Origin of the sequence: uncultured Zhongshania sp., from assembly GCF_963975605.1 — a bacterium.
Taxonomy (GTDB): Bacteria; Pseudomonadota; Gammaproteobacteria; order Pseudomonadales; family Spongiibacteraceae; genus Spongiibacter; species Spongiibacter aquimaris.
This window is the reverse complement of record NZ_CAXBHN010000019.1, coordinates 40,959-56,795: the sequence shown is the minus strand read 5'-3', so window position 1 is coordinate 56,795 and position 15,837 is coordinate 40,959. Positions and strand designations below refer to the sequence as shown.

11 protein-coding genes are annotated in these 15,837 nt (G+C 47.8%); 6 read left to right on the top strand and 5 right to left on the bottom strand.

Annotated features, from left to right (window positions below):
* Positions 1 to 180: 180 nt before the first annotated feature.
* The 3 genes from AAC007_RS14085 to AAC007_RS14075 all read left to right on the top strand — a co-directional run bounded on the left by AAC007_RS14085 (position 181) and on the right by AAC007_RS14075 (position 4,216).
* On the top strand, positions 181 to 1,812 hold the full coding sequence (locus AAC007_RS14085) for a long-chain-fatty-acid--CoA ligase (RefSeq protein WP_295873084.1): 1,632 nt from the start codon (positions 181 to 183) through the stop codon (positions 1,810 to 1,812).
* A gap of 69 nt (positions 1,813 to 1,881) precedes the next feature.
* The gene (locus AAC007_RS14080) at positions 1,882 to 2,685 is read left to right on the top strand and encodes a thioesterase family protein (RefSeq protein ID WP_295872050.1); all 804 of its coding nucleotides are present in this window, start codon (positions 1,882 to 1,884) and stop codon (positions 2,683 to 2,685) included.
* Positions 2,686 to 2,785: 100 nt separating this feature from the next.
* Positions 2,786 to 4,216 carry an HDOD domain-containing protein gene (locus AAC007_RS14075; protein WP_339677625.1) on the top strand — a complete coding sequence of 477 codons (1,431 nt, stop codon included), beginning with the start codon at positions 2,786 to 2,788 and terminating at the stop codon, positions 4,214 to 4,216.
* Between the two features lie 189 nt (positions 4,217 to 4,405).
* Here AAC007_RS14075 and AAC007_RS14070 read toward each other — a convergent pair whose 3' ends face one another.
* Complete coding sequence (locus AAC007_RS14070) at positions 4,406 to 4,882, bottom strand: hypothetical protein (RefSeq protein WP_296435579.1); 477 nt, start codon at positions 4,880 to 4,882, stop codon at positions 4,406 to 4,408.
* A 588-nt stretch (positions 4,883 to 5,470) separates the two neighbouring features.
* On the opposite strand from AAC007_RS14070, the gene AAC007_RS14065 reads away from it, so the two are divergent.
* From AAC007_RS14065 to AAC007_RS14055, 3 genes are read left to right on the top strand one after another with little or no spacing between them, the layout of a single operon-like run.
* Positions 5,471 to 6,256, top strand: coding sequence for an iron-containing redox enzyme family protein (locus AAC007_RS14065; protein ID WP_339677623.1), 786 nt, complete (start codon positions 5,471 to 5,473; stop codon positions 6,254 to 6,256).
* The gene (locus AAC007_RS14060; protein ID WP_339677621.1) at positions 6,246 to 6,992 is read left to right on the top strand and encodes a class I SAM-dependent methyltransferase; all 747 of its coding nucleotides are present in this window, start codon (positions 6,246 to 6,248) and stop codon (positions 6,990 to 6,992) included. Before AAC007_RS14065 ends, AAC007_RS14060 begins: the two co-directional genes overlap by 11 nt.
* On the top strand, positions 6,989 to 9,697 hold the full coding sequence (locus tag AAC007_RS14055) for an AMP-binding protein (protein WP_339677619.1): 2,709 nt from the start codon (positions 6,989 to 6,991) through the stop codon (positions 9,695 to 9,697). Before AAC007_RS14060 ends, AAC007_RS14055 begins: the two co-directional genes overlap by 4 nt.
* Before the next feature lie 41 nt (positions 9,698 to 9,738).
* On the opposite strand, the gene AAC007_RS14050 is transcribed toward AAC007_RS14055, so the two are convergent.
* The 4 genes from AAC007_RS14050 to AAC007_RS14035 form a co-directional block, all read right to left on the bottom strand.
* A complete protein-coding gene (locus AAC007_RS14050; protein ID WP_339677617.1) occupies positions 9,739 to 10,449 on the bottom strand; it encodes a copper resistance protein B in 711 nt (236 codons plus the stop codon).
* Complete coding sequence (locus tag AAC007_RS14045; protein WP_339677616.1) at positions 10,446 to 12,278, bottom strand: copper resistance system multicopper oxidase; 1,833 nt, start codon at positions 12,276 to 12,278, stop codon at positions 10,446 to 10,448. Before AAC007_RS14045 ends, AAC007_RS14050 begins: the two co-directional genes overlap by 4 nt.
* A 514-nt stretch (positions 12,279 to 12,792) precedes the next feature.
* Positions 12,793 to 13,215 (bottom strand): Cu(I)-responsive transcriptional regulator, encoded by a 423-nt coding sequence (gene cueR / locus AAC007_RS14040; protein WP_295872032.1) that lies wholly within the window; start codon positions 13,213 to 13,215, stop codon positions 12,793 to 12,795.
* Between the two features lie 57 nt (positions 13,216 to 13,272).
* Positions 13,273 to 15,711 carry a heavy metal translocating P-type ATPase gene (locus tag AAC007_RS14035; RefSeq protein ID WP_339677615.1) on the bottom strand — a complete coding sequence of 813 codons (2,439 nt, stop codon included), beginning with the start codon at positions 15,709 to 15,711 and terminating at the stop codon, positions 13,273 to 13,275.
* Positions 15,712 to 15,837 lie beyond the last annotated feature (126 nt).

The following is a 15,837-nucleotide window of genomic DNA, read 5'->3' as shown; positions in this document are numbered from 1 at the left end:
AGGGAATAAATTAAACAACCTGAAAGTCGTCATTTCCTAAATGCACCACGGGTTTTATATGTCTTTTGTTGCTAATATTAGCTGCATTCACATAAGATTGAGGTCATATGTATTCTCTGCTTACATGCCTTGCTTCGCAAGACTTGCACGGCAATTCTACTTTATAAAAAAGGACACATAATAATGACACCGATGATGAACACCCAGTTGACTATTACCTCATTAATGAAGCACGCGGAGCAAATCAACGGTGCTGTGGAGGTGGTATCGGTCACTGCCGACAACCCTTGCCATCGATACACCTACCGTGAGGCCTTTGGCAGAGTTAGGCAGCTTGCTAATGTCCTCGCTGAGCTCGGCTTAGAGCCTGGTGATACGATCGCGACCTTCGCCTGGAATGATTATCGTCACTTAGAGATTTACTACGCGGTTTCATGTAGCGGCATGATTTGTCACACCATAAACCCTCGTTTATTCCCCGAGCAAATTGAATATATTGTTAATCACGGCAGAGATAAGTGGGTATTTCTCGATCTGACGATGGTGCCATTGCTCGAATCACTGCAGCATCTGCTGCCTGAAGTTAAGGGCTTTGTGGTGATGACAGATGAAGCTCATATGCCTGACTCTAAACTCAATAATGCCCATTGTTACGAAACCTTAGTTGCCGCTCAGCCTGCCGAATTTGATTGGCCGGAGTTAGACGAGAATACCCCTTCAGCGCTTTGCTATACCTCGGGCACAACCGGCAATCCTAAAGGGGTTTTGTATACTCATCGATCTACCTTGCTGCATTGCTACGCAAGTATCGCCCCAGATGTGTTTGGCTTGTCCATCAAAGATGTGGCACTGCCCATCGTACCAATGTTCCATGTGAACGGCTGGGGCTTAGTGTATTCAGCGCCCATGGTAGGTGCGAAATTAGTGATGCCCGGGCCGAAAATGGGCTGTGGTGAAACCCTCTGTAAATTAATAAACGAAGAAAAAGTCACGGTCTCAGCGGGTGTGCCAACTGTGTGGCTCGCACTATTAAACTACCTTAAAAAATCGGGCAATTCGGTTGAAAGTCTCAACCGCTTTACCGTTGGCGGCGCTGCATGTCCCTTTATGATTTTTGACGAATTCCGTCAAAAATACGGCGTTGACGTCCAGCAGGGCTGGGGAATGACCGAAATGAATCCGCTGGGAACCTTCAATGGTAATGCGAGTTCAACAGTTAATGCTTTGCCTGCAGATCAATACGACAAAATGCGCTTAAAACAGGGTCGACCCGTTTTTGGGGTTGAAATGAAAATTGTCGATGCCGATGGCAAATCATTACCCTGGGACGGCAAAAGTGCCGGTGCGGTTAAGGTTCGCGGGCCGTGGATAATAAACGAATATTATCGCTATGACGGTCAAACACTAGATAACGATGGCTGGTTTGAAACGGGAGATGTCGCCAGTATTGACGAATACGGCTATATGCAAATTACCGATCGCGTGAAAGATGTCATTAAATCTGGTGGCGAATGGATCAGCTCAATTGAACTGGAGAATTGCGCCGTAAATCACCCGAAAGTGGCCGAAGCTGCCGTTGTTGGTATGCCGCACCCAACCTGGAGCGAGCGCCCGCTGTTATTGGTTATCTTGCACGAGGGTGAAAGCCTCAGCCGAGAAGAAATGCTGTCGTGGTTTGACGGCAAGGTCGCGAAATGGTGGATTCCTGAAGAGTGCCTATTTGTCACTTCGCTTCCCCATACCGCCACAGGGAAACTCAGTAAAAAAGATATTAGAGCGGAATATGCAGATTTCCGCTGGCCTGAGCAATAAATCCAGGTCCGCGATTTCTGATTTTTAGGAAATGCGCGAGTCACTGACTCGCGCTGCAGAGGATAAAGAATGAAGGATTTTAAGACGCTGCTGAGCGGCGTCCGCGCCACAGAAAACAACAATGAATACACTGTGGATATAGAAGAAACATGGTTACAGGGCAGAACGGCGTTTGGTGGTTTGAGTGCTGCGTTGATCGTAAAAGCGATGCTAAATCAGCTCCCTTCCGATAGACGCTTGCGCTCTTTAGCGGTTATGTTTGTGGGTCCCGTGTCAGCGGGAGAGCACCGTATAGTCCTGCGTGAATTGCGCGCTGGCGGCTCCGTCACCCATATTCAGGGTGAAATCATTTGCAACGGTGAGGTAGGTGCCACAGTGAGCGCTGCATTTGGAAAGGACCGTGCATCATCGGCAAGCTTAGCCAGCCCCATTATGCCGCAGGTCGCCCAGCCAGAGACCTTTGACGCATTTCCCTTTATCGAAGGAATAACACCCACCTTCACACAGCATTTTGATATGCACTTATGCTCCGGTAGTCTGCCATTCAGTCAAGCTGACTCTGCGGATTTTACGATGTGGCTGCGTTTCAAAGAGAAGGGGGATTTAGACTTACCCGCTCTGATCGCCATCGCTGATGTACCGCCTATGCCAGGTTTAAACATGATTAAACTCCCTGGTGCCGGCAGCTCGCTGAGTTGGTATTTGGAGTTTCCGAACCAATCGGTAAATAACCAAATGTCAGACTGGTGGTTTTATGATTACCGTAGTCAAGCAGCTGGAAATGGCTATTTCAATAACTACGCAACAATCTGGGACTCAAATGGTCAGGCGGTAATGTTTAGTCGACAAGTTGCCACCGTGTTTGAAAAATAGCGATTCATCCGCATATGTCGAAGTTCGACCGCGGCTAATCCGTATTGCTAGAAAGGGGGCGGCGGGTTTAGATAGTTTTAAATTAAACTAAGGAAACTCAATGGCTATCGACCTCAGCCCCTTTGCCGACAATACTGCTCGCTTGCCATCGATTCCCCGCGTTATGACGAAAATTGTCGAATTAGCGCGGTCCGGTGATGTCGACATTCAAAGCTTGTCCGTACTGATTGCCAGCGACCCAGCCTTGGCGGCAAAAACACTGCAGTTCGCTAATTCCCCCATGTACGCCAATGAGCAAAAAATAGAGACGCTGCGCCGTGCGATTGTTCTGCTGGGTTTGGATACAACCGTCAATTTAGCCCTAAGCTTCTCTTTGACCTCTTCGTTAAAAGAACAATCTCACTCCGGCTTGCACTATCCGTTGTTGTGGCGTCGCTCATTATTAGCGGCGGCGGCAGCGCGAGAATTGGGGAGATCGCTGAAAGAGCGCGCCCTGGAGGAGCTATTCCTGGCAGGGCTCCTCCAAGACATTGGCATGATCGCAATAGATCGCTTATACCCAGACTTTTATACCGATTTGCGCAGTGATCAGGTCTTTCATCAGCGCGTCCGAGAATACGAGATTGAGCGTATCGGAGGTGACCATGCCGAGGCGGGCGCATGGCTGTGTAAGCACTGGGGTTTAGCTGCCAGAACAACTCTCGCGGTGGCAACCAGTCACAGGCCGGCCACCTTTGCTCAAAGCGACGTCGACGGTCAATTTGTACGTTGCGTTTGTTTATCGGGTATTGCCGCCGACTATATTATTCTTGGCGAACCGGTGGACGCTCGTAAACAGCTTTATTTACAGGCACAGCGCGTACTCAGTATGGCGCCAACACAAGTGGATGACCTAATCGCGTTTCTGCATGAACAAATCCCCGAAATGGAATCCTTATTCGATATCAAACTCACGGAGAGCGCCAGTCAATCGGAATTACTAGAGCAGGCGAATGAAACTCTAGCAGAATTAAATTTGCAAAATCTTAAGAAATCGCGAGCGCAAAACCGAAACGCAGTTTCATTAGATAATGAGAACCGCTTGGACTCAGTAAGCGGGGCGTTTTCTCGGAAATTTATGAATGGCTATCTACCGGACGACTTCAATTTAGCTTGCCGAGCAGGAAGGGTGCTAAGCATTCTATTGCTCGAAATTAAAAATATAAAAAACCTGCGAAAAATTTTAGGTGACGAAATAGATGCCTTTCTAAGTGCTCAATTTAAAGTGTTGAAAAGCAAACTGCGCGCTGGTGACATGGTTTTTCGCTACAACGACAATAGCTTTCTATTTCTACTTCATGACACCCTAGAAGATGAAGCCGCGCAAATCGCTTTGCGACTTGCAGATGCGAGCAGGACACTAGCGGTACAAAGTCGCAAAGGGCCATTATTTGCAGAGCCGGCAACGGGGATCGCTACACATGGCAATAAAAGCGAATTTAAAAATGTCGATGAATGGATAGATGAGGCCAATGCGGCATTGCATGGTTAGCGCGTTATCACCAGAGTTTGGCTTGTGCAAAAGTGCGAAAACCCTAGAAGCTATTGCGCGCAGAATTGTCTTTAAGGCTGTAGTAGATATTAGTTTTTGTTTTGGGATAATGTTCATGCCTGTATTTTTTAAAAATGGAACAGACTTATTTTAAATAGTGTAAAAATAGATCCATCCCATTTTTCAATGCTACATCGGCGATGCCACACCCATTCCCTGATACGCCTGCCGGGTAACCGGTGTCATTGAGTCAATGAACTTCTGTATGCCCGAGACCAGTGGTTTGTTCATTTCGCCATCAACCTGCGCACCGTAGAAGGTGTAGTCGTAGACGGGCACCCAGTAAACCTCTGAAAACGGTTTAGTCACTCGCGCCAAGGCTTCAAATGCTACTACACCTGAGTACAGCATCATCGTGCCGGCGTTACTGTGGTGAGAACAGGCCAGCGTAATCAGTAGCCTGATGCCTGGCTGATTCGGTGGAATAATAGCGTAGGGTAAATTTCCGAGTTGGTCTGACAGAGTTTGCAGCAAGGCATGGTCCGGTACCTCGGCGCAGTTTGATTTCGCCGCAATGACCATCCCCCTAGTTTCTCCAACACGTGTATCGGCCATGATTGAATGGGCAGACAGTAAAAATGCGAGTCCAAGTAGTATTTTCTTCATCTTTTAGCTTCCGTATTCCGCTGTAGTGAGATGTGCTGATGTTACTCTAGTGCCTTGGATAGTGGTATGGGGAAGGGAATCAATTCGGGTCAGAATCATTGATTCCCAACAGGCAGCCTAAACATGCTTAACTTAGCGCCATTCAACTCTGACTCCATTGATTCTTAAAACCAAACCCGCAATCCAATAAGCCACTCACGGGTTTCTGGTTTCGAACCTAAGCTACGGCTATATTCCGCGGTATTACCAAACTCATTGCGGTGCCTTCCGGCTGGACGTCCGTCAGTGCGCCCCGAAGGGGTTTATCAAACTCAACTTTTGTGTAACGCCTGAACATGGTTTATTGGGTATGACTCGGCGCATCCGCGCCTCGGCCTAACGGTCAGCATAGCTGCCCAAATTTGTTCCACACAAATTTGTCGCAACCGCTCAACCCAACCTACAGAGTCACACCTCTTTTTCAAGTTGAAGAAGTACTAGGTTGAGCAATTTTTGATCAGTAGATACAAAGAGCTTTATCCATTTGCATTTTGTTAGGTTTTTGTCACACAATTGGGGGAACTTGTCATAAAACTCGAAACAGCCACCATGAATAAAAACTACAAAGCGGCAGCTTTCGTCAGACGATTAGGTGATCAAGCATTAGAGTCCACGGCTGTGTCACACCCGTATTTACAGGCACTAGAGACGGGCGATTTCCCGAATGTTGATATTGCGCTAAAGGATTTCGCATTCCAGTACGGTCTATATAGCTCGCAATTTACTCTCTATTTAAAAGCCTTGATCTCATGCTTATCGGATACATCGCACAGGCAAATACTGCTTTCTAATTTAGCGGAAGAGAAGGGGCATATTGCTGAGGACGAGCTGCCACCCGAGATTATAGCTAGTGCAGAAGGGCAATCCCATGCGCAGTTATTTACACGTTTTCAATGCGCTTTAGGGGTGAATTCCGAATATCGTGACAGGCAAACCGACGAGCACGCCGGTAATTTGTGGAGCCAGCAGTTTTTAAGGCTTTGCAGTTCTAATGAGCATGTGGGCGTTGGCGCGATCGGCATTGGCACTGAGTTGATAGTATCTAAAATTTATCAAAAAATACTTTCAGGCCTTATAAATTGCAGCACGCTAACCATGCAAGAAAGGGTCTTTTTTGATTTGCATAGCACCTGCGATGACGATCACGCGGCACAGATGTTGTTAATAGCCACCGATCTTGCAACAGATGAAGAAGCCTGCGCGAAAATAGAGTTCGGGGTGAAATCCGCGCTATCATTGCGAACCGTATTCTGGGACGCCCTATTACAGCGTGCGCAGTATGTTGGCGCAACAAATCAATCGGCTATTCAAGAGGCGTCCGACCTTGGATACTAAACAAGTTTATAACGACAATGCACAAAAATGGCTGCGTTTAGAACCCAGCTCCCTCTCTGACTTTACTGCTCGGCCCTTTGTATTCGATGCATGTGGAGAGCTTAATAATCGCTCGATTCTGGATATTGGTTGTGGAGAGGGTTACTGCGCAAGGGAGTTGAAACGGCGAGGAGCGGGTGATTATCTAGGCGTGGATTTATCGACGCAGATGATTGAGGCCGCGCAGATTCAAGAAGCGAAAGATCAACTGGGTATAGAGTACAGAGCGCTTAATGTGCTGGAGTTCGTCCCTGAACGAAAGTTCGATCTATGTGTAGCGGTATTTCTGTTTAACTACCTTCGGGTAGATGAAATGCAGCGCGTATTTTCAATGGTGTACCAGTCCTTGGAAGAGCAGGGGCAATTTATTTTTAGCGTACCCCATCCGTTCTTTCCCTTTGTGCGCAACAAGCAATCATCGCCGTTTTACTTTAATTCCACCGACAAAAATTATTTTGCTGACGTGGATCAAAAGTTTGAAGGGGAAATTTGGAAACGAAGCGGGGAGCCCTTGCACGTACAATGTGTGCACAAAACCTTAAGTGATTATTTCGACTGTTTGCGGGAGGCGGGCTTTACCACCATGCCTGAAATAAAAGAATTAACCGTGACACCAGAACTTATCGCCGTGGACGAAGCATTTTTTTCGCCACTTATAAATGAACCCTTACACGTGTTGTTTAAGGTCACAAAGTGACCTTAGCCGCTCAATCTAATGAACACCACTCATTAATTGGCCGTCTCTTCTACCACGCAATAATGCATCCCGACCACGACGCCATTGTTAGTCCGGACGTTACGCTGTCATACGCCAGACTCGCTTCACTTGTGCAGCTTCAGGCCCAAAAATTCAATGAGGCAGGAATATCATCTAATTCGCTGCTCGGAATTAAATGCGCCGACGACACACAGCATCTCACTTTCTGCCTTGCCGCTGCCTATATAGGTGCAACGTCTTGCACTATACCCTCATACGAATCTGAAGAGACTCAGCAGGCAATCAATAAGAGCTGCAGTGTTAGTCATGTTATTGATGAAAGCTACACTGTCGATAAGAAAAGCGCTGTCATTTCGCAAGCAAATATCGATGGGTTAAACAACGCCGCGACAGCCAAGCTTTTGTTTTCAACGTCGGGGACTACTGGTACACCAAAACTGGTCGTTCATCATGACAGCGATATTGTTGCGCAGGCTCATCGTCACATTGATTCCGGCGACGCGCGATTCGTCTGTTTGGCCTCAATGGAACACAATTTTGCCAAGCGCCATCGCCTCTACTGCCTGGCGATGGGTGCGACCAACGTTTTTATCGATGTTTTGGATAACTCGCTGCTCAGTCAGTGCCAATCTCTTAAGATTAACGTTATGCACGTGTCGGCGTTTCAAGCCCAAGAGCTACTGGCAATACCCGGCATTCAGGCCTTGTCTAATATTCAATTAAAACTCGGTGGTTCACACGTCTCAACAGCACTTCGAACAGCGCTGCGAAATAATATTACTCGAAATTTACGGGCGGGCTACGGAACAACTGAAACCGGTGCGATCGCCTTTACTGAGCCAGATGATACAGGCTCGGATAATAGTGTTGGGCGAGCGTTACCCGGAATAGAAACACAAGTGCGCAGCGCAAGCGGAAAGCTACTTGCTAGCGGCGAGGCGGGGGAGTTGCTTATACGTTGTGACGGCATGTTCCGAGGCTATTCTGGCAAGCCTGAATTGACCGCAAGCCGGTTAATTGATGGCTGGTTTCACACGGGTGATATCGCCTATCTTGATAAAGAGGCACGCATTCATTTATGCGGCCGCGCCGACGATATGTTCGTCTTCAATAGCATAAATATTTACCCGCAAGATATTGAGTCTGAAATTAGCCAATTTCCACATATCGTAGACACAGCTGTTTTCTCAAAGCCTTCCGCTGTGCACGGTAATATTCCCGTTGCCCTTGTGGTATTTTCAAAAGAAGTGAGACCAAGACTTAAAGACTTAGAGAAATTTTTAAAGCAACGACTTGGTTTAAGGGCGCCGCGACAACTCATTATTGTCGACGAGATTCCCAGAAATGCGGCGGGAAAAATCGCTCGCCAAGACGCTGCGACGCTTTCCGCAAAAGCTGGTTCAATACGTAAAACTATTATTCAAGCCTTAAGCGCCAAAGCAAAAAAACCGCTAAGAGCTTCTCAAATAGCCGAGTTTGAGCTTGGGAACACGGATATTCAGCTGCGAAAAATCGACTTAGATTCAATCGGGCGCATGGAATTATTAGTGGCCTTGGAGCTGGCTTATGATGTTGTTATTCATCCCAACGAGTATGCTAAATTTCGCTACCTTGGCAATCTTGTCGCGCGGGTATTAACACTTCAATCACAACGGCCACATATCGCTAAGGTAGTCCATTCTTCTGACAACGATGTCATCACCGAAGAATTACCCTATTTTGTAAGATTTTTTCGCCGCATCGTTAGTGTCTGTCTGACAGTCACCCATTTAAATCGAGCGCTAACGACGCTTGAAAACCGCCTGACGCCGCTTGATATTGACCTTTTAAATAGCCGAAATCGTCAAGGTCAACTTGTCCCGGTAACCCAGAATCAGAGGTATCAGGTAGCGATCGACAGCTGGCTAGACACGCTGCAGAAGCAATTGTCTAAGTCCGGCGGACTAAAGCCGGAGGCCTTCGGATTACAGCGACTCGCGCCCACCGCCGTGTTATTTATTGGCACCGGATTGCCAAGTGAAAAAGGCCTTTTGATATGTTTTCCAGGGAGGGGGGATCGCAGCATGATGATACTAAACCCTGTATTGTTGCAGCATACCGATTCCGCAAGCTACGATGTATTGATTCTCTCGGAGCCAAGAAACCAAGGTTACCATCAAGGTATTCCGTTTCTCGGCGACAAAGTCACTGATGTCATTAGCTGGCTCGATAATCATAAGCAGTTAAGCCAGTACGGCACATACCGAACAATGGGCTGCAGCGCGGGAAGTTATCCCGCCTTATTGGCGGCTTATCAATTAGACGCAGAGCTGTCCTTATGTATCGGTGGTCGTTTCCATAAAAATAAACGTTTTATCAAAATCTTGGAGCGAATTTATACCATCTGGCGCGCGCAATTAAATGGCCATCGTCCGCAAGTGCTACTAAGTTATTCTAAACATGTCGACAAAGATCGACAGTATGCTGGAGTGATTTCTCGATTATTTGGCGGCAATCGCGTCGCAATCGAATTGAGCAACGGGAAGGTCGGACACCGTATTCTCCCAGAATTACTAAATACCGGTGGGCTAAACGTGTTTTTGGCACGCAGTATATTTGCGAACACAGATAATGAACTTTACGCGAACAATCGCGCGAATATCATTTTGAGCATTCCTGAAAACACCGTTCGCAAACATGAATAACAACGTCGTTCCTAAGACAATACCTAGGGACGAGGTTAATATTAAAACCAGAAACGTAGACCGATAAGCCAGCTCAGCGTCTCGGTATCTCTCCCAGCATCACGACTGAATTCTGCTGTTTGACCGTATTCATTGTGGTAGTTGACGCCGATATACGGTGCAAATTTCCTCGTGAATTCATAACGTAATCTTAGGCCAGTTTCAATATCAGACAAACCTCCACCGGTGCCAGTCTGGCGGTCGTTACGACCATGGATGCTCACTTCAATCTCTGGAGACAGAATGAGTTTTTGGGTAAATAAAAGTTCGTACTCGGTGTCGATTTTTAATGCGGTTTGGCCGTGTTCACCCACGTAAAATGTCAGTTCGGTTTCAAAGAAGTAGGGCGTTAACCCTTGTAGTCCTACCACAAACCAATGACGATTTTCTGTGCCGTTAAAATCACCGCGCCAACCTGTTTGAATATCCCAGTATGTCGCAACGGCTCGGCTATACAAGACTTCAATGCTGCTGTCCTGTCGCTGTCCGTGTGCGTATTCGCCATTAGTTTTAAGCCAAAGCTTGTCATAATCCTTGCCGATCCAGGCGTCAGCATTCCAAACCGCAGCTGATTCATCGCCGGTCTTACTTTGTTCTAATTGTGTGAACGACACCATGCTAACAATAGGATCGGCGTCTGAATGGCTCCATGTCTTGGATGCCATACTCGAAAGTACACAAGCAAATCCGAATGTTAAGAAACCGTGTTTCATGACTGGCCCCCTTGTTCACTAATATGTACTTCTCGCATCATTCCGGGCATGTGGTAGAGCAGGTGGCAATGGTAGGCCCAACGGCCGACTGCATCAGCGCTAACTAAATAACTTATTTTCGAACCGGGCTGAACCAGAATCGTGTGTTTTTTGGGAATGTGCATCGGGTCACCGGTTTCTAACTCGCTCCATACGCCGTGCATATGTATGGGATGCGTCATCATTGAATCGTTCACCAATACGATTCGCAGCCTTTCTCCGTATTTAAATTGCAGGGGCTCCGCGTCGGCAAAGGGTATGCCGTCCATCGACCACATATAGCGTTCCATATTGCCGGTGAGATGAAGTTGAATTTCTCGCTCTGGGTCTCGCCGGTCTTCCGTTTTGTATAAATTGCGTAAATCTGAATACCGCAATACTCGGCGTCCGTAACGCTCTTGATGATCTCGCAAGCCGATACCGGGGTCGTTTAAGCCATTCATTGGTGACGCTGAGCGCATATCTACTTGCGGGCCAAATTCGGTCTTAACGTGTGCGATATCGCGCTGGCTTCCCATACCCGCAGGGGCGGGTTTTTCGGTAGGCATTTTATGCAGAGCATGTTGCATGTTGCTACGTTGCCCCATATTCATAGCGGACATATCGTGACCGCTATGATCCATACCCTTCATCGCGCCCATGTCGTGCCCAGCCATAGACATTCCCATATCTCGATGAGCGAGCAGCGGAGAATAGTCCATGGCTGGTACTTCGGCTTGCCACTCTGGATTCGGAGTTAAGGTGCCACGACAGTAACCGCTGCGATCAATGCTTTGTGCAAATACGCAATAGGCACTGTCATCACTCGGCTCAACGACAACGTCATAGGTTTCGGCAACGCCAATACGAAAGTCATCGACACTAATTGGGTCAACATACTGACCATCTGCGGCGACAACGGTCATTTTTAGCCCAGGAATACGCACATCAAAAATGGTCATCGCGGCGCTATTTATAAATCGCAGCCTGACTTTTTCGCCCCGTTTAAATAGCCCCTGCCAGCCTTGCTCAGGCGTATTCCCGTTCATAAGATAGGTATAGGTATACCCGGTGACATCTGCGATGTCGGAGCGACTCATGCGCATCTCATTCCACATGCGGCGGTCCGCCCAGCTTTGTGCCAAGCCTTTATTTTTTATGTCTTGCCACAGGTCACTGACGGTAGCCTGTTTAAAGTTGTAATAATCGCCGCGCTGTTTAAGGGTAGAGTAGATGTCTTCAGGTCGCTGGTCAGACCAGTCCGAAAGTTGTACAACATAATCTCGGTCATAGCTTACCGGATCTGGGTTTGCTGGTTCGATAACAATAGCGCCGTAGACGCCCGTTTGCTCCTGAAATCCGGAGTGACTGTGATACCAATATGTCCCGTTCTGCTGGACTTGAAAGGCATAGTCGAAATAACTTCCGGGCTTTATTCCGGCAAAGCTCATTCCCGGCACGCCATCCATACCCGAGGGCAGTATCATCCCGTGCCAGTGGAGGGAGCTATCGTGATGAAGGTGATTATGTACTCTAAGGGTAATATGTTCGCCCTCTGTCCAGCGCAATATTGGACCGGGCACACTGCCGTTTATCGCGGTGGCAATGCGGTTGACGCCAGTGAAGTTAACCGGCTGATAGCCAATATTAAGTTCGAAGTGACGTCCTCGTATCACCTCAGGTGATTTCATTTTCGGCGCATTCTCTGCGCCAATCGTAAATGGCGCAGCACCAATTCCAATTAAGGCACTTGCGCCAGCGGCACCCTTAACAAAGCGGCGGCGAGAAAGGCCGTAGTGTGTCGTTTTCATACTAATTCCTAGCAAGGCTGTTGACGAAAGCAGCTGATGACGAGCCTCTGATGTGCTCGCTAAACGCTCCAAAGCGAATGCAGTTTTTGCAATACCCAAATTACGGGCGCAATAATGCTGTGTTAGCCTAGAATTGGCGGTCTGAACAAGTAGGAGGAGGGTGATATTGTTTGTGAGGTGGGCAGCTGATCGCCGGCGTGTTGGAGAAACTTTTCGGAATAAGTTAATGGGCTGATAAAAAGTGCAGGGGCGGTGCAGTGCCCGATACAGCAATCGCATTTCACATCGCAATGTGAATTGTGATTCCGCTCATGTAAGGACATGTCACTGTCTTGATTATGTTTGCAATGACTGTTCATCGACAACCTTGGGTTGTGCTCTTGTTGGCCAATATGTTGGTGTGCAAAAGGTGTCTCTGACGATATTGCTGACAAAGGCTGAACGATAGCAAATGCCACTTTGCTGAAAAATATCAGCAAAATCCAAAACGCGACTTTTTTACTACTGTATCTGCTCATGGCAATTTTTCTTTATGCCCAGTACATTGGCCATCGCGTTCTAGTCCAGAAAGAATAGGGCAATCGGCGCGTTTGTCGCCGTGGCAAGTGGAGGCTAATTCAGCCAGTAAATCTCGCATTGCAGTCAATTCCCGTATTTTAACATCTAATTCTTCAATATGTTCTGTTGCCAGCGCTTTAACATCGGCGCTGGCTCGATCACGATCGGCCCAAAGAGATAGCAACTGTTCTATTTGCGCAAGAGAGAAACCCAAAGATCGAGCGCTTTTTATAAAACTCAGGCTATGTATGTCGCTCTGTGAATAAACCCGATACCCAGACGCTGTGCGCTCGGCCTCTTTAATTAGGCCAAGCGATTCATAATGACGAATCATTTTTACAGATATGCCGCTGGCCCTCGCTGCGTCGCCAATATTCATAGTAAATTTACCTCTGTGTACCTTATTCCATCACAACCGTACAGTATTTGACCTACCTCAAGCCTTCGGTTTCCAACGTTTTAACAATAGTGCATTGCTAATGACACTTACGCTACTAAACGCCATGGCTGCGCCTGCAATGACTGGGCTGAGTAATCCACTTGCCGCTAAGGGAATTCCTAACAAATTATAGATAAATGCCCAGAATAAATTTTGGCGAATTTTTTGATAACTTCGTTTTGAAATATCTATCGCGTCTGCAATGAGAGCTGGGTCGCCGCGCATTAGCGTTATCCCTGCCGTGTGCATGGCAACATCAGTTCCCGTCGCCATGGCGATGCCAACATCGGCGGCGGCTAAAGCAGGGGCGTCATTGATACCGTCGCCCACCATGGCAACAATATTGTTTGCGTTACGCAATTCCCGAATGGCATCGGCTTTGCCCTCTGGCAGAACGTTGGCAATATAGTCTTGCAAACCTAGTTTTGCGGCAACCGCGCGGGCGCTACCTTCATTATCACCAGTGATCATCACCGTTTTTATACCCTTATTGTTAAGGCGTTCAATCGCTAACTTCGCAGAGGGCTTTATTTCATCACCGAACGCAAGCAAACCGATCAAGCTAGGTGTGTCGCCACCTTCTGCAAGCCACGATATGGTACTGCCTTCATTCTCCAATTCCTTGGCTTTCGCCTCTAAGTCAGTCAAAGACACTTTGGATTCTTGCATTAGGCGAGTATTGCCGAGTAAAAATAACTTACCGTTCACAGTGGCCGATACTCCACGTCCGGCAAGGGCTTTCGATTCCTTTGCGGCTGCAATAGAAAGCGTTTTGTCGTCAGCCTCGTTAAGAATCGCCTGGGCCAATGGGTGATCACTGCCTTTTTGGATTGAGGCAGCGATGCTTAGCAGTTTGTCAGTATCGCCGTCGCAGGCAATGTACTCTCGTAAGCTGGGCTTGCCGACAGTCAGCGTGCCAGTTTTATCGAACACCACTGTGTTGACGTTATGGGCATACTCCAAGGCTTGTGCGTCTTTAATGAGAATGCCATGTTTGGCGGCAACCCCAGTACCGGTCATAATCGCTGCCGGTGTCGCGAGACCTAGTGCGCAGGGGCAGGCGATAACCAACACCGCCACTGAATTGATGATGGCACTTTGAATATCACCGTTATACAAAAACCAGCCCACTAAGGTGGCAATGGCGATGGCTATTACTACCGGCACAAAGACCATACTCACTTTATCTACGAGGCTTTGAATGGGTGCTTTCGCAGCTTGCGCGCTCTCTACTAAGCGAATAATGCGTGAAAGCGTTGTTTCTGCGCCTATCGACGTCGTTTCAATGAGGAGTAATGCATCGGTATTGATGACGCCACCAGCCACGGAATCACCTTGGGATTTATGCACTGGCATACTCTCGCCGGTAATCATCGACTCGTCTAGATAGCCACTGCCTTCCACTATCGAGCCATCGACGGGAACACTTTCACCAGGTTTTACAACGACAATATCACCGACACGTATTTGCTCTATCGGCGTGTCGGTATCAACCTCATTTTGACGAAGTCGCGCGGTGTTGGGGCGCAGGGACTGCAATGCTTTTATCGCTTCGGTGGTTTGTTGTTTAGCGCGCCGTTCCAGCCATTTACCAAGAAGTATTAAGGTGATGACTACAGCTGAGGCTTCAAAATAATAGTGCCCCATCGTGTGACTCGGTTGAATCACATACTGTTTGAACAATTCGAATACACTCAGGCCGTAGCTTGCACTCGTACCGATGGCAACTAGCAAATCCATATTCCCAGTGCGTGCCTTTAGTGCAAACCATGCCGCGCGATAGAAGCGGGCACCAAGCCAAAACTGGATTGGTGTGGCAATCAAAAATTGCAACCAAGGCGGAGGCATAAAATCGAAGCCCACGCTGCTTGCCAGCATTCCTAAAACCAGGGGCGCAGATAAGCAGGCTGCAATCAATAAATGGCGGGGTTCTTTGTTCTGCCCGGTTTCTGAGTTTTGACTCCGATTATTAATCCCGTTATTGCTTTCGTTACCTGGTATTTCAGTGGCTGTCGCCGTATAGCCGGATTCGGCGACGGCTGAAACAAGGTCTGACATCGTAACGCGGCCTTGTAGGACCTGCACATAAGCGGATTCTGTCGCTAAGTTAACACTCGCATTCACGACACCAGTCATTTTATATATTGATTTTTCCACTCGCCCGACGCAAGACGCGCAGCTCATACCACTTATACGAATTTGAAATTCCTCGGTAGCTACCGAGTAACCTGCATTTTTTACCGTCGTGCATAAAGTCTGCAGCGAAACATCTTTATTCGCTGAGACATACGCAGATTCCGTTGCAAGATTCACCTGCACTGAAACAACACCATCCGTCGCCTTAAGCGACTTTTCAACCCGTCCCACGCATGAAGCGCAGCTCATACCCAATATGGGGAGCTCTATTTCCGTCAATTCCGTATCTTGTACTGACATTTTGTACTCCATAAGCCAAGTTTGACCCAATGATATGGAGGGTAATGCCTCCCATCATGGGAGGGTCAAGCGTCATAAAACGTGTCATTATTGTTTTTGACACTTGCTCTAGATGAGGTCCGGCCG